The organism is Kordiimonas lipolytica (assembly GCF_042651265.1).
Taxonomy (GTDB): Bacteria; Pseudomonadota; Alphaproteobacteria; order Sphingomonadales; family Kordiimonadaceae; genus Kordiimonas; species Kordiimonas lipolytica.
This window is the reverse complement of sequence record NZ_JBHSCR010000001.1, coordinates 332,105-350,483: the sequence shown is the minus strand read 5'-3', so window position 1 is coordinate 350,483 and position 18,379 is coordinate 332,105. Positions and strand designations below refer to the sequence as shown.

The window sequence follows — 18,379 nt, the reverse complement described above, 5'->3', positions numbered from 1 at the left end:
CGCCATGAAGCTCGCCTACTTCGGTAATGACATGTTTTCCTCCTGCTTCGATGTTTTTGTCGAACGTGGACATCAAATATGTGCGGTTTATGTCAATCCCATTGAGGGTATTGCGGCGAACATGCTGGCGAAAGCGACGCGTCTGGGTTTGACAGTTCGGACAGGGTTGCCTTTACCTGAAGAGATGAAGGCTTTGGTCGATGAAGGAGTGACCTTATTTTTTAGCGCCGAGTACCAACATAAAATCCCGACACCTTCCGGGCTGAGGTACGGAGTCAACTTGCATACCTCCTTGTTGCCGGAAGGAAGGGGGGCGACGCCTCTTCCGTATTTCACTCACGGTCAGCACCAGCATTCCGGACTAACACTTCACAAACTAACACCCCAATTTGATTGCGGCGATATCATCATAAATACGGCTGTTGGGGTGGAAGAACATGACACTCTCAATAGCTTAATGGTCAAAATGCATCTGCAGGCGCCGGAGCTAGTAGAACAGTTTCTGCGTGATATCGATTTCTATTATACAAATGCGCAACCTCAGATGGGAGGCAGCTATTGGCCTGTGCCCGACATAACCGAGCGATTGCTTGACCCGGATCTGACGACGGTCGAATTGCAGCAGCGTATCAAGCGTTTCGGGCATTTTGGACTGTTTTTGAAATTTGAGGATCGATTTTGGCGCGTCATTCACGCCGAAGCTGTTCCATACGATGCCGAGAAAAGCCCTGGTGAATTGCTTTTCGAGCATAGTGAAATGTTGGCCATATCGAACCGGGATGGGTTCATCTGTATCCCAAAATATTGCCTGGTCGAGCTGTAGCGGAGGGGGGGTGAATCTGAACCGCAGTGGACGTGGAAGGAGGCTAGCGGAATCCCTGAGCACTCCCGCTAGCCTAACTACTCGGTACTACGTTTTGCTAATGCGGGTCAGCGAGGAAATCCAGAATGGCGCAGTCGGGCTTGTGGTTGCCTTGGCAACGGTTCGTGAGATGCTGCAGCTTCGCTTCCAGATTTTTCAGTCGATCGATTTTCTTTCGGGTTTCCAGCAGTTGCTTTGTTGCAAGCGCCTTAACTTCCGCACTACTCCGCGCGTCGTTGTTAAACAGGTCCAGGAGAGCGCGACTATCATCTATCGAAAAACCGAGTTGTCTGGCGCCTTTAACAATTCTAAGAAGCTGAAGGTCGGACTGCCGATACTGGCGAAACCCATTTTCAGCGCGAAGCGGGTTCACAAGACCAATATCTTCATAGTAGCGGATGGTTTTTTCAGGCAGGCCAATATTTTTTGCGGCCTCACCGATTTTGACAAGGGTACTCATCGCAATACCTCTCTAAAAGTATTGAGTACCTTGAACCCTTTCGCATACAATACATTTGCATCCAGTGAATGAGAAGGATTTTTTTGTCCGTTTGATTTTGGTCAAGGCTGCTATACAGTTTTCACGCTTTTCTCCCTAGTTAGAAAGGTTCGTCTTTTGAGATATTTGGTTTACATGCTCCGACTTATGCTTGTTGCGTCATTGGTTGCGCTGCCTGCATCTGCGCGGATGCTGCCAAATAAGAGCGGTGAAACCAGTTATGACGCCTGTGTTAGTCAATGGGACGGCACATGGTCATTTGAAGCGCTTGATGCTGCTGGAATAGCTGATGAAGTCGAAACAAGTGAAGATGTTTTTTGCGGCCATTTCATGAGCGCAGAAGATTTGCCGACAGATGTCTCTAACCACGATATTGCGCCGACTCCACTTCTGGTATTGGCGCAACCGGCACGGTTGGCAGTGCCTGCACCAAAGGCTTACAAGGTCCAGATTCCCTCAGAGCACATTCCTCATTCGCTTCATCCTGAAGTTGCCCCACATCCCCCGAAAGCTTGCTGATAGCAGCTAGTCGCCTCGGCCCTATCAACCAAACCTTGAACCCGTGTGTCTCGGGTCGAGGAGGCTGGCTAACCATCTAACAGAATCAAGTTTTATCTTAGTTTTCGGAGAGTTGCCATGAGAGCAATTTCTTACTGGGGCATTGCCGCCAGCATGGCCTGTGCTGTGTCCGCGGTCAACCTGGGCACACCTGCTTATGCCCAGCAGGCCGATCAAACCCAACTTATTGAGCGGCTGAGCGCGCTTGAGGCAGAGTTGAGACTTTTAAAGCAACAGCTTGCAGAAACAAAGACGCAAGCCGATCAATCCAAGAAGATTGCAGAGCGAGCTGACAACCGTGCACAAAAAGCCGAGAAAGCAGCCGACCCTGTCCGTCCAAATGCTTGGCACCTGGCAGGTTATGCCGACGTTGGCATTGAATTCACAGACGGTGAGGAGTCTGACACTTTTACGAGTGGTAAGTTTAACCCAGCGTTTCACTTCCAATATAAGGATTTGGTCCTATTCGAATCCGAATTTGAGGTTTCAACCAGTAATACTGGCGAAACGGACATTGAGGTTGAATATAGTCAGCTCGACTTCTTACTGCACGACAATGCGGTTTTGGTCGCTGGCAAATTCCTGAGCCCAGTTGGCCAATTTCAGGAAAGGTTGCACCCCAGTTGGATCAACCGGTCGGTAAATGCACCAGCCGGTTTTGGTCATGGCGGTATCCAGCCAATCAGTGAAGTGGGGCTGATGCTGCGGGGCGGTATCCCCGTGGGCGAGCGCTTGTTCACCTATTCTGTTGCCGTCGGGAACGGCCCACGGGCTGGGCACGGTGGTGTCGAAGTTGAGGGCTTTGGCCGAGATGATAATGGCAACAAAGCCGTTAGTGGACGACTTGCTTTCTTGCCGTTTGACGACTTGGAAATAGGTGGCTCTTTCCTTACGGCTAAGGTTGCACCTGAAGTGGAAGAAGATGGTGATGGTCACGGTGAAGAGCCGATTGTCGATGATCATGATGAGCCAGTGGAAGTTTTCTAGGACTTGAGACAGGGTAGCTATGATCTGTGGGGCTTCGATACAGCCTATACAGGCGGCAACTGGGATATCCGTGCCGAATACCTGAAAGCGGACCTCAAGAATTTCGGCGAAGCTGATGATGATCACGGCGAACCAGAGGCATTGTCCTGGAAAGCATGGTATGCACAGGCGGCTTATCGTTTGTCTGATATCTCAGATTCTCCCTTTATTCAAAGACTTGAGCCTGTAGTTCGCTATGGCGAATTCAAAGTTGCCGGGGACCATGAACTGGAAGAGGAGACCAATGAGAAACGCTTCAACGTGGGTCTCAACTATTGGTTCTCTCCTTCGGTCGTTGTCAAAGGCGGTCTCGAATTTCGCAATTATATCGCAGAAGAACGTGAAGATGATACCCGTCTTCAGTTCCAGTTGTCATACGGCTTCTAGGCATCAGGAGATAAACAATGCTTAAGAAAAGTGATTTCGTTGTCCTTGCTTTCGCGGGCGCCGCTCTGTCCATGGTGGGCTTAGGCGTAGCCTCCGCAGACACACAAAAACCCAAACCCGATCCGATGCAATTTGCTCGCGGGGCCAAGGCATGGGCGAAAACCTGTGCGCGGTGCCACAACATGAAAAGTGCCCAGGACAATTCTGATGAAGAGTGGCATGTGGATGTGACGCACATGCGCGTGAGGGCAAATATTCCTGGCGATGTGGCCCGTGACATCAAAGCCTTTCTTCAGGCCAGCAACAAGTAAGGACCTAATGATGAAAAAACAAACCGCAATATCGTTGATTGTCATTTCGGCCTTCTCTGTTGCTGCGCAAGCCGCACCACGTGACTTGGCCAACGGTAAAGAGAAATATGAAGAGACCTGTATCGCGTGTCATGGTGAGAATGGAAAGCCAACCATTCCCGGGTTGCCGGATTTCACATCGCGAACTGGGCCCCTAAAAAAGGGTAACAGTGCGCTTGTGAAAAGTGTGATGGAAGGTGTTGATCGTCCAGGCGCGGACATGGCAATGCCTCCTCTCGGAGGCAACCCGGACCTGACCGAGGATGATGTTCGCGATATTCTTTCCTACATCCGCAAAACATTCAAAGGCAAATGACGAATATTAGAATTTGAGCCACCCGCCAGCGGCGGGCGGCTCCATCAACAAGAGCGCTGTTTGATCCTTTGATAAGGAAATCTGCCAGCGCTTCTTTTTAGCAAAATTAATGCGAATAACACGCAAAAGCATTCGCAAATTAGCGAAAATGGAACAAAAGATGAAAAGCAAAACTATAAACACAGCACTGCTCGGCTCTGTTTCGACTGCAGCCCTCATTGCTATTTCCGTAAACGCATATGGGGTGGATGAACCCACGATTGAGTTTCTGGATGTAGAGCGTATCCAAGTGATTGGGGAAAGGACAGACCGGTCAAAGGTCCCAGGTTCGGCAACCCGGCTCAGCCAAGAAGATCTCGATACATTCAAATATCAGGATATATTGCGTACGCTGCGTATGGTGCCCGGCGTCAATATTCAGGAAGAAGACGGTTATGGGCTGCGCCCGAATATCGGGCTACGGGGATCAGGTGTTGAACGATCTTCCAAAATTACATTGATGGAAGATGGCGTTTTGATTGCGCCGGCCCCCTATGCTGCACCGGCAGCTTACTATTTCCCTACTGCGGGCCGCATGCAGGCCGTAGAGGTGCGAAAGGGTTCTGCAGCTGTGAAGTTTGGCCCACGTTCTGTCGGTGGCGCGATCAATCTTGTCAGCCGACGCATCCCCGATGAATTCGGCGGCTTTCTTGAGCAGCAACTAGGCAGTGACGCCCTGGCCACTACACACGGCGTAATTGGCGGGTCAGGCAAAAATATCAGCGGAATGGTGGAATTTTTCAGCTCGGGCAATGAAGGCTTTAAAGAACTGCCAGACGGCAGGGACACAGGCTTTGACGTGAAGGATTATTTGGCCAAGTTCAGGGTCAAGACCGGTGCCGATGCCAAGGTTCCTCAATCCATCGAGATTAAGGTGTCGAGAACAGATGGTTCGTCAAACGAGACTTACCTGGGTCTCTCAGACGCTGACTTTACAGCTAATCCCTACATGCGGTATGCCGCGAGCGCACTGGATAATATCGACACGAAACATGAACAAATCCAGCTCACGCATCAGGCTCAGTTTGGGGATGTGGAAGTGGTCACAACCGCCTATCGGAACACATTTGAGCGCGACTGGTTCAAACTTCATGACCTCAAGAACACTACGGATGCATGCGGGAGCAGCAGCGGTTCTTATATTATTGCAAACCCTGACCGGTGTAGCGTTGAGATCAGTTGGTTAAGAGGGGGGGCAGATAGTGCAGACGGTGCTATGCGTATCCGGCACAATGACCGAACATACACGGCTCAGGGTATCCAGTCTCTGTTTGCGATCCCTTTCTCTACGGGTAAGGCAGAGCATGATCTGGAGATCTCACTGCGATATCACGAGGACAATGAAGACAGGCTTCAATACAATGAGCGCTATTCGATGATCGATGGTGGATTGGTCTTTTCTTCAGCTGATAACCTGGGTGATGCAGGAAATCGATTGGTAGAGGCGAAAGCCTGGGCTTTCTTCGCACAGGACACAATCTCGATTGGTGACTGGACAATTGTACCGGGGATGCGCTTTGAAGCGATTACGCTTGATCGGACGGACTGGACCGGAGATGCCGAGCGACAGACTGCGGGCACAAGCAAGCCGCAAGTCAAAATCAGTACATTCGTACCAGGAATCGGCGTGAGCTACAGATACTCTGACAACTTGAATATCGTCGGTGGTTTGTTTCGCGGCTTCAACCCGCCCGGTGCTGGCAACCCGAGCGCACGAGAGGAAAGCAGCCTCAATGTAGAAGGTGGGCTAGTATACGACAGGGGCGGATTTTACGCTGAAGGCATTTTGTTTTATTCTGACTATAGCAATATTCTTGGTGACTGTACGGCGGCGTCCGGTCAAGCGGGGCAATGCGATATTGGCGACCAATTCAACGGCGGTGCTGCCCGCGTATATGGTCTTGAGCTGGTAGGAGGTTACGATATCGATCTTTCAGGCACTTGGACCATGCCTTTGTCCTTCAACTATACCTTTACGGACTCAGAATTTCGGACCAGTTTCTCTGATAGTTTCTGGGGCGAAGTCGAGAAGGGTGATCACTTTCCTTACCTGGCCCGGCATCAGTTGACCTTGGGGATGGGGCTAGCCTCTGATGCGTTCAGCACCACGCTGCAGGCAAACTATGTTTCGGCCACCAGAACGGAGCCTAGTTCTGGCGTTATTGAAGATGAGGAGAAAGTGAAAGGGCGTATGGTTGTCGATTTTGCGTTAAGCTATCAATTGAACGATAGTATTGGCCTGTTTGTGAATGTCGATAACCTGCTGGACCACGTTTATGCTGTTTCCCGGAGGCCTATGGGCCTTTTGCCGGGCAAGCCGCGCACCGTAATCGGTGGCGTGAAGTATAGCTTTTAATCGGGTGAAATGTGGCGGGGATTTCCCCGCCACTCATGTTTCGGAGCCGAGCCTTAGAAGTTCCGCTTCAGCTGGATGCCATATTGGCGAGGTTCGCCAAAAACGGTAACGGGCAGGCTACTGTCGGCGGCCCCTGCGACGTTGCGTCCTGTTGTGATATATGTGGCATAACGGTTATTGGTCAGATTCTGGCCGTATAGCGATACTTCCCACAGTTCGTCTGCCGTGGTGTAGGCAATGCGCGCGTTCAGAAGCGAATAGGTATCCGCCCGGTACTGCGGTAGGTTGTTCCGCTTGAAATCGACATTGTCACGCCAAGCAAAGTCTCCGCGCAAGGTTATATAGCCCTTGTCGCCAATATCGTACGTATATTGGGCACCGAACGAATACGCCCACTTCGGCGAGTTGGAGATGCGATTGCCAGAGAAGTCCTCCCCGCCTTCGAAGAAGACATCATATTTGGCGTCCAGGTAGGCAATGGTTGCATTGACATCGAAGTCATCGGCAACGCGCGCCACAAACTCGCCCTCAATGCCTTTGATGGTGGCCTGACCGGCATTGGATGTGGTGGCTACGCCGCCAATATATTCAACCACCTGAAGGTTGGTGTAATCATACTGGAATACACCGACATTTGCTCGCATGCGTTTGTTGAACAGAGTGGATTTCACGCCCGCTTCATAACTCCAGAGATATTCAGGATCGAATGAACTGGCGTCCCCAAGCTGGAAACCGCCGGATTTGAAACCACGAGTTGCCGAAATATATGCCATCACGTCGTCATTGATGTCGTAATCAATGGCAAAGCGTGGTGTCCAAGCCTTCCAATCGTCGGTAGGCGAGCCGCTATCTACTTCCGTGCCGTTCACTGCCGTGGAATAGTTGTAGCTTTTTTTCTCGTAGCTGTAACGCAGGCCCACGGTGGCGCGCAGTCGGTCTGTCACGCTGTAGGTGCTCTGGCCGAACAGGGCATAGGCATTGGTGACGTTACGTTCTGGAATATTGATCTTCGGGTCCTCGAACAGGATATCAATGCCGCCGTCACCGTCTTCATTCAGGAAAAAGGCACCCACGATCCATTCAAGGCGCTCAGGGTTGTTGTTGGAAAGCTGGAGTTCCTGCGTGAAGGAGCGCGAGTTTTCCTGGAAGCCGATATCGAAGATGGTCAGGTCTGTTGCGTCGGCGTCAATAACCTGATCTATCTCACTTTCCCGGTAGGACGTGATCGACTTGAAGCTATAGTCTTCGCCGCTCCAGATGGCAGTAGCCGACACTCCCCAGATGTCGGCATTGCTTACCGGCTTGGTGTCGAACGCTACTTCATCCCTGTTGGTGGGGATCGTGGCTCCAGCGTCTGCGAATTCGTCTGGATAGAAGGTGCGGACGGCAGGGTAGCCCGTTTCCCTTTCCTTGCTGAAGTCACCGCGCAGGATCATCTCGAAATTTTCAGTAAAATCAATGGCCACCGTAGCACGGCCCGCGAACGTGTCCTGATCCTGATATTTGTCACCGGAATTAATGTCGGTGTAGATGCCATCCCTGTCATTCTTCAGCAAAGTTAGGCGTGCGCGAATATTGTCGCTCAGCGGACCTGAAACGGTACCGCTGAATGTGCGCTTGTTGTAATTTCCCAATGTAACTCCGAAGGTACCCTCGAAGGTCTCGCTTGGAGCTTTCGAGATCACATTGAGCGTACCGCCCGCGGAGTTGCGACCGAACAGCACCCCTTGCGGACCGCGCAGCAGTTCCAGCCGTTCTACGTCGAACATATCCTGATAGCCGGTGGTTGGGCGTGGCTGGTAGATGCCGTCGAAATGTACGGTTGAGCTTGGGTCTGTCGCGACCCCAAATGCTGATGTGCCGATGCCGCGGATATTCACGATCGCCATGGAATCGTTGGTGACCGTGACGCCAGGGACGAAGAACTGGAAGTCTTCAATGGTGCGTATACCGATTTTCTCAAGCATCTCTCCCGTCATTGCTGTCATCGCGATAGGAGTATCCTGAAGACTGGACTCCCGCTTTTGTGCGGTAACGATTACTTCTTCAAGAAACATCTCATTCTTGTCGCTGTCATCGGAAATGGCAGCGCTAGAAAGCAGGGCGACGGCACATGTCGTGCACGTCAGAGTGTATTTTGATTTTGATTGATACGTCATAATTTCCTCCACGGGGCAAAAGTGCCCGTTGACCAATTCACACAGCCCCCTCGGGCGTGTGGTTTTGAATTTCGAACTTTGGGAAAAGTCGCGTCAGCTTGTGCATGCGGCGCTATATAGGCAGCATGCGGCTGGTCCGCGCCTTACACTTTGGGAGGATGGTAAAGTGGGGGAGTTTCAATACCCGAAAGGTTGGACACCGTATGGGCACAGTGCGTTAGTTGACCGATATAATAATGGGCGTGCATTGTGCTGAAGGTGAGGCCTGCGTCACAGACAAGGCCGCCGGCCGCGCAGCAACCGTCAAGAGTGCCATGGATATGAGTCCAATCATCCGGCGCAGTTTCAGCAATATGAAGCCCAATGAACATATCAAGCTCTGCCGTGTTGGTATTCCTTAGTGTTTCGGAATCCACATCTTCAAGAGCTAGGAATATGCTATGGCCCTGAACAAGGTCTGCAAGGCTTCCGCCCTTATGAAGGGGCTCTCCTGAGGAAAGCGCAAGAGCAGGTGCGCTGATCCACACGAGAATGTTGACCAGAAGGAAAATGTGACTGAACGTTTTCGCTATCAGCTTAATCTCCCCTATTCAATTGTTCCTAAGGTAGCATCACAACCAGATGGGTCAAGAATAGAGGCCCCAGGCACTGAGAGGAAACTGCCCGGGGCCTCCCGCCCTAGTGACCGTGGACCATCACCTTTGTGATCATGTAGATACTATCTTCTCCACGGCCGAGGGAAACCATGACTTCCTGACCTGTCTCTAGAATATCTAAGTCAACGTCGTTGGCGACTTTCATATCCATAGTCATCGCGGGCCAGTTGAGCTCTTTGATGGCACCATGGGTGACGTTGATTGTACGCTTGTCAGCGTCGATTCTATTCACCTTGGCATGCACCATTACCTGCTTTTCGGCGGCGTGCTTGCGTTGATGGCTTTTGTGTTCATGACTATCACCACCCGCATGGACCGAGAGTGAGCTCAGTCCGATAATTGTGAGGGCGGTCAGGGGGGCTTTCAAAATTTTTCTCATGACTTTTCCTTTATTTGAATTGCCAAATTGTCACTATTTTTTTATGGGACGGGAGGACCAATGGGCGTGTGATACCTTCCATTCTCCGTCCACCTTCACAAGGCCAAGAGTTTCGACGCTGTAAAAATCGTAGCGCTTATCGTTGTTCATGAATGAAAGTGTCGCTGACGTGGTGACGACTGCTAGATTGGCTTTCTCTTGAACATCTTGTTTGAGGAGCTTGCGTTGTGCTGCCTCAAGCATGGGCATCTCTGGCTTCAAGTGATGTTCCAGGTAGTTTTCGAGTGACGCTTCCCGCACGCCGTTCTCGAAGATGACTGCGTCTGCGGCAAAACTTGCGGCCACACTCTCGAAATTGCCGCTGTATAGGGCTTCTTGAAAGTGCTGGGCATAGTCCTGCGCCGACATGCCTGAATGTGAATGACCATCTATAACCGCGGGCGCTGTTGGTTCATGTCGGTCGCTCTCAACTCCCGCAGCAGCGTGATCGTGGTCCTCGTCGTGACCAGCGGCTTCCTCTTGGTGATCGCTGTCATGGCTGTGTGATGCATCGCCGCCATGGTCGTGGCCTTCGCCGCTGGCGTCAGGCAGGCGCATGACGCCAAGGCCATGGCGGTATACAAGCTCTGCGCCCAAATAACCGGTCACGCCCACAAGGCCTGTAAGCGCCAGACTGGCCGCGATGACAGCGGCCGAGATGGTCTTCGACTTGTAGACCCAAACCGCAACCAAAATGATTGTGGCCGCCGTCCCGAGCGCCCAGGCCCGATGAACCTTCATCACCTTGTGGGCAATATCGTCGTGCGCGACGCTGTTGAAAGCCTGAATGCCTGCCAGCACAGTCAAAACGGTGATAGCCGCGCCGAGCCACAGGGTCCATTTCCCGGCAGTTTCAAATATTGTGACATGCTTCTTCTGTACGACTTTTGACAATATAAGAAACAGTGTCGAGCTCACGGTCAAACCCACCGTGAAATGGACCAGCAACGGGTGCCAGTTGGGAATGATTAGATCAGTCATTTTCGTCTCCCGATACAGGGTTGATATGGTTGGATGCCTGGATGGTTAGCTGTTTCACTTCACGCCCTTTCCACAGCAGATACATGGCTGGGATCACCAGGAGCGTGAGGATGGTGGCGCTGACCATGCCGCCCACCATTGGGGCCGCAATCCGGCGCATAACCTCAGACCCCGTGCCAGAGCCAAGCATGATCGGTAGAAGGCCAGCGATGATAACGGCGACCGTCATCATGATTGGCCGAACCCGCATCAATGCTCCCTGGACAACAGCATTTGTGAGATCGGCAGTGACCACAGGGCGGCCCTCAGTTTCAGCCTCGGATTTGACCTTCTCCCAAGCCTGATTGAGATAGACTATCATCAAGACGCCAATCTCAACGGCGACGCCTGCAAGGGCGATGAAGCCCACACCAACGGCCACGGAGAGGTTGTATCCAAGTAGGTACAGCAGCCAGATGCCACCAACGAGCGACAGCGGTAGTGTCCCCATGATGATCAGCACCGACGTGAGGTTCTGGAAGTTGATAAACAGCAGAAGCAGGATGATAATCAGCGTGACAGGAACGACGACGCTCAGTTTCGCCTTTGCCCGTTCCATATATTCATACTGACCGGACCAGGCGATCGAATAGCCCGCAGGCAAGTCAACCTGTTCCCGAACCACCCTTTGCGCTTCCTTGACGTAGGACCCGATATCAACGCCGGATATGTCGACATAGATCCAGCCGTTAAGCCGCGCGTTTTCGGACCTGATCACGCCGGGGCCGCCTGAGACATTGATGTCGGCCACCTGCCCAAGCGGGATGTGTTCGCCCTTGGGTGTAACGATGGGCAGAGACCGAAGTCGGTCAAGTGAATCCCGGTATTCCCGTGGGTAGCGCAGGTTGACTGGGTATCGCTCCAGCCCTTCAACGCTTTCCGTCACAGACATGCCACCGATGGCGGTACGGATTACTTCTTGGACATCCGCGATATTGAGGCCATACCGGGCGGCCTTCACACGGTCGATCTCGGCGTTGACATAGCGTCCGCCCGTAACGCGCTCGGCATAAACGGATGCGGTGCCAGGTACATTTTTCATCACCGCCTCAATGCGTTGGCCAACTTCGCTGATTACATTCAGGTCAGGCCCGGCCACCTTAATCCCCACAGGGGTTTTGATGCCTGTTGCCAGCATGTCGATCCGGTTCTTGATCGGCATAATCCAGACATTCGTGAGGCTTGGGACTTGAACAAGGCTATTCAGTTCGGCCTTCAGTTTTTCAGTGGTCATCCCTTCGCGCCACTCGCTTCTGGGCTTCAGCTTGATCGTGGTCTCGATCATGGTGAGCGGTGCGGGGTCCGTGGCGGTTTCAGCGCGTCCCGCCTTGCCATACACAGCCTCCACTTCGGGGATCGATTTGATCAGCTTGTTGGTTTGCTGGACGACTTGGGCAACCTTGCCCGCAGAGACGGCGGGGAAGGCGCTGGGCATATATAGAAGGTCACCTTCATCAAGGTCCGGCATGAATTCTCCGCCGATACGGCTGAGCGGATACCAGGCGCTGATCATGATGATCAGGGTAACCAGTACCATGCTTTTCGGAAACTTCAGGACCATGCCAATGAAGGGCCGATAGGCTGCGATCAGCCCGCGGTTGATGGGGTTTTTATGTTCGGGCAAGATTTTGCCGCGGATGAAATAGCCCATCAGAACCGGCACCAATGTGACAGACAAGGCAGATGCAGCAGCCATCGCGTAGGTCTTGGTAAAAGCCAGCGGATGAAAAAGCCGCCCCTCTTGCGCTTCGAGCGCGAAGATCGGCACGAAGCTTAGGGTTATGATAAGAAGCGAAAAGAAGAGGGGCGGCCCCACCTCGACGGCGGTCTTGGTGACAATCTCCCAGCGGTTCGCGCTGGTGACTGTCTCGTCTTCCATGTGCTTGTGAAAATTTTCGATCATGACGATCGTGGCGTCCACCATGGCGCCGATGGCAATTGCGATGCCTCCAAGCGACATGATGTTGGCATTGATACCTTGCGCATTCATCACAATGATCGCGGCCAGAATGCCAACCGGGAGGCTGAGCACGACAACAAGCGCTGACCGCAGGTGGAAAAGGAATACAGCGCAAACAAGGGCTACCACGATGAATTCTTCGATGAGCTTTTCGTTCAGCGTTTCTACGGCGCGCTCAATCAGTGAGGAACGGTCGTAGGTTTCAACAACCTCCACGCCTTCGGGCAAGCTGGCCTTGAGGAGTTCCAGCTTCTCCTTCACCCGGTCAATGGTGGCCAAAGCGTTTTCGCCCCATCGCATGATGATGACACCACCAACGGCCTCGCCTTCACCGTTCAGTTCACCAATACCCCGGCGAAGTTCCGGCCCCATGCGGATGTCGGCTATTTCCTTGAGCAGGATCGGTGTGCCGTTCGCTGTATGGCCAACGGGGATGGATTCCAGATCCTTCAGGTCGTCAATATAGCCGGAAGCGCGAACCATATATTCCGCCTCGGCCATCTCGATCACCCGACCACCAGTTTCCTGATTGCCGCGCTGGATCGCCCGTTTGACCATTTGGAGCGGGATGTCGTAAGCGCGCAAGCGGTTCGGATTCACCACCACCTGATATTGCTTGACCATGCCGCCAATGGTGGCGACTTCGGATACACCTTCCACGGTCTGAAGCTCGAACTTCAGAAACCAGTCCTGAAGGCTCCGGAGTTCTGCAAGGTCATGTTTTCCGCTGCGATCGACAAGCGCATATTGATAGACCCAGCCAACACCGGTTGCGTCGGGCCCGAGCGCGGTTCTGGCACCCTCGGGCAACGTGGGGGCAACCTGGCTGAGATATTCAAGAACACGCGACCGTGCCCAGTAAAGATCGGTGCCGTCTTCGAAGATGATATAAACATAGCTGTCGTTGAAGAAACTGTAGCCGCGAACGGTTACAGCACCTGGGACAGACAGCATCGCAGTTGTCAGAGGATAGGTAACCTGGTCTTCAATCACCTGAGGGGCCTGGCCCGCATAGGTGGTTTTGACGATTACCTGTACATCGGAAAGGTCTGGGATGGCGTCAAGTGGTGTCTTCGACAGCGAATAGGCACCCCAACCGGCGAAAAGAAGAGTCAGGATCACAACCAGAAAACGGTTCTGAACCGACCAGCGAATAAGATTGGCTATCATGGGTTCAAACTCCGTCTTCTACATTTTCATGGCTGAGACGATGATGAAGGGTCCATCCTCGCCTTGCTGAAGTTGGAAGTGCATCCGGTCACCTGGTTCGAAAAGGGAAAGATCCACCTCTGGCGCCACGGTGAAATCCATGGTCATTTCCGGCCAGCCCAATGACTGGATCGGATCATGAGTCAGGTTGATCGTGCTGCCCGCAATCGAATTGACCGTCCCCATGCCGTGATGGATTTGAACCTCTTCAGGTGAAGGCGACGTGTCGTCATTCGGCATGGCCATGTCCGCCATAGGGGCACCGGCGTCAAGCATGCGCAGGAATGCGCTGTTGATGCTGGCTTCGCTATCGATCAGGAACTGTCCGGAGGTCACAACACGCTCGCCTGCTTCAAGGCCAGCCTTGATGCCGACTCTGTCGCCGCTCTCATGGCCTGCGATCACTTCAGCGGGCCGGAAACGCCCGTCTCCGAGGGCCAGGATAACCCGGTCTGTCTTACCTGTGCGGATCAGGGCTTCACGCGGAATGGAAAGAACGCCGGATTCTGGTGCCGCCATAATGCTGATCTCGCCATACATGTTGGGCTTCAGACGGCCATCTTTGTTGGGGAACGCAAGCCGCACTTGTACGGTCCTGCTTTTAGGGTCAACCATCGGGTAGACATAGTTAACCGTTCCGTCCCAGGTCTCTCCTGGCAGGAATGGCAGTTGCATTGTTGCCTTCTGGCCTTCTGCGACCCAATCGCTTTGACCTTCGAAAACATCAACCATCACCCACACTGTTGACAGGTCGGCCAGTGAAAAGACGGTCTTGGCGGGCTGGATGTACATGCCTTCGCCAATGCCCAAGTCTACAATGACCCCGTCCTGAGGGGCGCGAACCTCAACAAGCTGTTTGACAGTGCCGCTTTTCCTAATGTCCGAGATTTGGCCGTCTGTCATGCCCAGGGCTCGCAGGCGTTCCTGCGAGGCACGGGTCAGGCCCTCCTGCTTCAGGCGTATTGCCTGCAGGAATTCCGTCTGGGCATTCACCAGTTCAGGTGAATACAGTTCGAAAATCAGTTCGCCTTTCCTGACTTCCTCACCAACGGCCTTCCGGTACAGTTTTTCAACCCAGCCAGCCGTCCGAACATGGACATGGGCCGTCTTGTCTTCGTCCATGTCGATATAGCCCACGGTTTCGATCTCTCGGGTCATATCGGCAACGGTGGCTGCAGCTGTCCGGACACCAAGATTGTTGACGACCGCGGCACTGATTTTCAGCGCGTTGGCGTCATCCCCACCACCGGCTTCATCGGCATAGACGGGGATCAGGTCCATCCCCATCGGTGACTTACCTGGTTGGTCGCGGCGATAGTTGGCGTCCATTGGCGCAACCCAATACAGGATTTCGCGTTCGCCGGATTTGGCAGAACCAGCAGTTTCACTGGCGCCTGGGACTGTCAGTTGACTGCCCGCATAGCCAAGGGCAATCCCTACTGCAAGCGTGGCCGTAGTAATCATTAATGTCTTACGCATCGTCTTCCCCCTCGAGGAATAATAGTTGAGCCTGGGCCTTCATGCGTTCGCTCTGGAGCTTGAGCAGATTAAGCTCCGCATCCAGTTCAGCGAGCCGGGCCCGAACAAGTTCTGCAAAGTCGGTGACCCCATTTTGATAAGATGTCAGGGACGCCTCGGACGTTTCCTTTGCCCGCTTGATAACAACGGATTGGAACAAGCCCACGCGTTTCTGCAGCCGCTGCCAGTCGGCATAGCTGCTGTCGAGCATCTTTTTCAGGTCAAGAAGGACGGTGTCATGCCCCAACTGGGCGGCCTGCCGGTCTTTCTTGGCGGCAGATAGGCGCTTGTCCTGGCGTTTCTGGGTAAATAAGGGCACATCCATCACGACACCGACGGTAGCTAGGTCGGCCCTGTCGGCCCCACGTGCGCCATAACCCACGTTCACCGACCAGCCGGGCTTATATTGCTCCCGAGCCACGCCAACGTCTTTGTCCGCTACCGCCACATTGGCTTCCTGCACACGGGCCGCAGGGTGTTGGCTGAGGCGTTCCGTCAGTGGTGCAATATCGGAAGGATGACGCATTGGGGGTAGGGACGCGGTGACTTGTTTGGTGGCCGCGTCTTGCCCTATACGGCGGGCAAGTCGGGCACGTACCATTGCGTCTTGGCGGTCAATTTCTACCAGCCGGTCATCCAGCAGGCTTAATTCCAGCTCCGCACGGAACACGTCCTGACTGGTTTCCCGACCCGTCGCATAGATGGCTTCAATGACTTCGATCAGTTCGGCGATGGCCGTTCTGCTGGCCAGGACCTTTTCCCGGGCAGCAGTCCAATAATAGAGATCAAGCCAGTTTTGCCGTGTGTCGAGCACAATCTCGCGGCGGCGTAGGTCCAGTCTGGCCTGTTCCATTCCTGCCAATGCCTGCCGTTTCTGGCGATTGAATTTGAGCGTATCACCCTTTGGAAAGCTCTGGCTCAATCCCAGCTGAAGCTGAGTCATCGGTTCTTGGGTATAGCTGAAGCTATTTGTCGGCCAATTGGCGAATGTGGCCCGGAATTTTGGATCGGGCAACTGCGAGTCAGCCACAGCGCGGTCCTGTTGGGCGCTCGCGCGAACGCCGGGCTCCAGAAGATAGGGGTCGTCGGAATTGAGCGCCAGCCTAACGGCCTCTTTCATCGTAAGGGCGGGTTGGTGCTCATCTTGTTGCATAGTGGTGCGTGGAGTAGCTGGCGCTACCTCTATGGGGACAGCATTTTCAGATGCCAATCCCGGAACGGCCATCATAATAGTCGCGATAGCGACTAGGGACGTCTGTCGGTACATGTCTAAACCTCAACTGACAAAGGACAGGAATGGTTGGCTGGTAGAGCAAGTATACCAGCATAAGGCGCAGATTGGCGGACCAATGCTACCTTAGGAAAAAGTCAGGAGGCGTGGAGGGGGGGTGACGATGGAGTGTGTTACGGAAAGGCCAACTTGGGGCGTCAGCTCATAAAGTGGTGCCGCACCATAGTAGTCGTCCTGTTTGCCCAAAGGGTCGGGCAGCGCGACAATATTGGCGAAACCAGCACAGCATGCGATGCTGCAGGGAGCTTTGGAAGAGCTGCGGTCATGGTCGCCATGAGCATTATATTGCCCCATGCTTTTGACATGCTGGCTATGGATGAGCGTGCCGTCCATATAGGTCGTTGAAAAAGACATTTCTGTTTCTGGACAACAGGCATGCGCAGCAACCTTCGCCATCACCGGAGCGCTGGCGAGAGAGACAAACAGGAGCGCAGCCAATAGGGCGCCATATATGTGTCTGACGAATCGCATGCCCAGAAGCATATCCCTGTACCATAGTTCAGGGTCAAGGGGCTTTTCACAGTTCACATCGAGTTGATCGTGGCGTGTGTCGTTAATCCAATTTCCTGTTTGACCTTCCAGTTTGTGGAAGGTTTAGCCTGCTCAGGAATCGAGGCGGTATGTGTTGCCTGAAGCGAAAGGTGCGATCAATGTTTCTTACCGTCAACATAGGCAGTTCCAGTTTGCGGCTTGGCTGGCATGATGGGGAGGCTGGGTCCGCCACGACGGCGCCCTTCGACGGTAAAGGCGGCGCGACTGTTCTGTCCCGACATATAGGTCAATTCATTGAGGCCCAGGGCAATGCGACCCCCACAGCAGTTTGTCACCGAATTGTCCACGCCGGTGCGGCCTATGGTGAAAGCTGTTTCATTGACGATAAAGTCGTTGCAGCCATCAAGGCCAACAGCCCGCTGGCTCCTCTGCACAACCCCTTGGCGCTTGAGCTGATCGAAGCCTGTCGGGCGCTGTTTGGGGCGGCTGTGCCGCAGGTGGCAGTGTTTGATAGCGCCTTCTCTCACAATATGCCGGACTATGCCGCGCTTTATGCCATTCCGGCCCGCCTGGGCATCCGGCGTTTGGGGTTTCACGGTATCGCGCACCACTTGATGTGGCAGGCAGCCGTCAAACGCAATCCTCAGGCCCGTCGCGTGATCAGTCTGCAGCTTGGTTCGGGGGCTTCCGCCTGCGCGGTCAGGGACGGGCGCGCTGTTGACACGTCCATGGGCTTCACGCCCCTTGAAGGCCTGATGATGAACAGCCGATGCGGTGATATTGATCCTGGTGTCCTTTTGTATCTGCAGCAGGAGAAAGGCCTGTCGGTAAGCGAGATTGAGGATCTTCTAAACCGCCGATCCGGCCTGCATGGAGTTTCGGGGGGTAACACGAGCTTAAAAGACCTTCTCTTGCTTGACGATGATCAATCAAAACTTGCGGTTGATATGTACTGTTACCGTATCCGGAAATATGTCGGGGCTTATGTTGCGGCGCTCGGGGGACTAGATGCCATCGTTATTGGTGGCGGTATTGGCGAGCACCTCCCTGAAATCAGACGGCGCTGTTTCGATGGACTGGCATTTCTGGGCGTCGAGATGGATGACTGTCGCAACGCAAGCTGTGACGGATCGGGAGGTGTGATTTCTGCCCCCCAAAGCAACGTGACTGTTGAAGTCGTGGTGCTCGACGAAAACAGATTTATGGCAGACGAAGCTGCCCGGCTGTTTGCCCAACCAGCCAGGTGATCGACTGGGTGACCGA

Annotated in this window: 16 protein-coding genes; 8 read left to right on the top strand and 8 right to left on the bottom strand. The window is 53.5% G+C overall.

Annotation, left to right across the window (positions count from 1 at the left end; translation table 11 throughout):
- The first annotated feature begins 4 nt into the window (after window positions 1-4).
- On the top strand, window positions 5-823 hold the full coding sequence (locus tag ACFO5Q_RS01590) for a formyltransferase family protein (RefSeq protein WP_197421195.1): 819 nt from the start codon (window positions 5-7) through the stop codon (window positions 821-823).
- 97 nt (window positions 824-920) lie between these two features.
- Here the strand turns inward: ACFO5Q_RS01590 and ACFO5Q_RS01585 are convergent, their stop codons facing one another.
- Window positions 921-1,322 (bottom strand): MerR family transcriptional regulator, encoded by a 402-nt coding sequence (locus ACFO5Q_RS01585; RefSeq protein WP_068150230.1) that lies wholly within the window; start codon window positions 1,320-1,322, stop codon window positions 921-923.
- A 186-nt stretch (window positions 1,323-1,508) separates the two neighbouring features.
- Between ACFO5Q_RS01585 and ACFO5Q_RS01580 the strand changes: the two genes are divergently transcribed.
- From ACFO5Q_RS01580 to ACFO5Q_RS01555, 6 genes are all read left to right on the top strand, one after another.
- Entirely contained in the window at window positions 1,509-1,880 is a 372-nt protein-coding gene (locus ACFO5Q_RS01580; RefSeq protein ID WP_156432013.1) for a hypothetical protein, read from the top strand.
- Between the two features lie 117 nt (window positions 1,881-1,997).
- On the top strand, window positions 1,998-2,906 hold the full coding sequence (locus ACFO5Q_RS01575; RefSeq protein WP_068150222.1) for a carbohydrate porin: 909 nt from the start codon (window positions 1,998-2,000) through the stop codon (window positions 2,904-2,906).
- A 3-nt stretch (window positions 2,907-2,909) separates the two neighbouring features.
- Window positions 2,910-3,332: a hypothetical protein gene (locus tag ACFO5Q_RS01570; protein WP_068150220.1), complete on the top strand. Its 423-nt coding sequence runs from the start codon at window positions 2,910-2,912 to the stop codon at window positions 3,330-3,332.
- A 17-nt stretch (window positions 3,333-3,349) separates the two neighbouring features.
- Window positions 3,350-3,643, top strand: a complete 294-nt coding sequence (locus ACFO5Q_RS01565) for a hypothetical protein (RefSeq protein WP_068150216.1) — start codon at window positions 3,350-3,352, stop codon at window positions 3,641-3,643.
- 10 nt (window positions 3,644-3,653) lie between these two features.
- A complete protein-coding gene (locus ACFO5Q_RS01560) occupies window positions 3,654-3,998 on the top strand; it encodes a c-type cytochrome (RefSeq protein ID WP_068150211.1) in 345 nt (114 codons plus the stop codon).
- A 109-nt stretch (window positions 3,999-4,107) separates the two neighbouring features.
- Window positions 4,108-6,393 (top strand): TonB-dependent receptor family protein, encoded by a 2,286-nt coding sequence (locus ACFO5Q_RS01555; protein WP_082719987.1) that lies wholly within the window; start codon window positions 4,108-4,110, stop codon window positions 6,391-6,393.
- 53 nt (window positions 6,394-6,446) lie between these two features.
- Here ACFO5Q_RS01555 and ACFO5Q_RS01550 read toward each other — a convergent pair whose 3' ends face one another.
- The 7 genes from ACFO5Q_RS01550 to ACFO5Q_RS01520 form a co-directional block, all read right to left on the bottom strand.
- Entirely contained in the window at window positions 6,447-8,552 is a 2,106-nt protein-coding gene (locus tag ACFO5Q_RS01550) for a TonB-dependent receptor (protein WP_068150204.1), read from the bottom strand.
- Window positions 8,553-9,230: 678 nt separating this feature from the next.
- Window positions 9,231-9,587, bottom strand: a complete 357-nt coding sequence (locus tag ACFO5Q_RS01545; protein WP_068150201.1) for a copper-binding protein — start codon at window positions 9,585-9,587, stop codon at window positions 9,231-9,233.
- 33 nt (window positions 9,588-9,620) lie between these two features.
- Window positions 9,621-10,607 carry a DUF2231 domain-containing protein gene (locus ACFO5Q_RS01540; RefSeq protein ID WP_068150198.1) on the bottom strand — a complete coding sequence of 329 codons (987 nt, stop codon included), beginning with the start codon at window positions 10,605-10,607 and terminating at the stop codon, window positions 9,621-9,623.
- Window positions 10,600-13,776, bottom strand: coding sequence for an efflux RND transporter permease subunit (locus ACFO5Q_RS01535; protein WP_068150194.1), 3,177 nt, complete (start codon window positions 13,774-13,776; stop codon window positions 10,600-10,602). The genes ACFO5Q_RS01540 and ACFO5Q_RS01535 overlap by 8 nt, the downstream gene beginning before the upstream one ends.
- An 18-nt stretch (window positions 13,777-13,794) precedes the next feature.
- Complete coding sequence (locus tag ACFO5Q_RS01530; protein WP_082719986.1) at window positions 13,795-15,294, bottom strand: efflux RND transporter periplasmic adaptor subunit; 1,500 nt, start codon at window positions 15,292-15,294, stop codon at window positions 13,795-13,797.
- The gene (locus ACFO5Q_RS01525; protein WP_082719985.1) at window positions 15,287-16,600 is read right to left on the bottom strand and encodes a TolC family protein; all 1,314 of its coding nucleotides are present in this window, start codon (window positions 16,598-16,600) and stop codon (window positions 15,287-15,289) included. The genes ACFO5Q_RS01530 and ACFO5Q_RS01525 overlap by 8 nt, the downstream gene beginning before the upstream one ends.
- A gap of 90 nt (window positions 16,601-16,690) precedes the next feature.
- Window positions 16,691-16,978, bottom strand: coding sequence for a hypothetical protein (locus tag ACFO5Q_RS01520; RefSeq protein ID WP_156432012.1), 288 nt, complete (start codon window positions 16,976-16,978; stop codon window positions 16,691-16,693).
- A 296-nt stretch (window positions 16,979-17,274) separates the two neighbouring features.
- On the opposite strand from ACFO5Q_RS01520, the gene ACFO5Q_RS01515 reads away from it, so the two are divergent.
- Window positions 17,275-18,363: an acetate/propionate family kinase gene (locus ACFO5Q_RS01515; RefSeq protein WP_197421193.1), complete on the top strand. Its 1,089-nt coding sequence runs from the start codon at window positions 17,275-17,277 to the stop codon at window positions 18,361-18,363.
- Window positions 18,364-18,379: the final 16 nt, after the last annotated feature.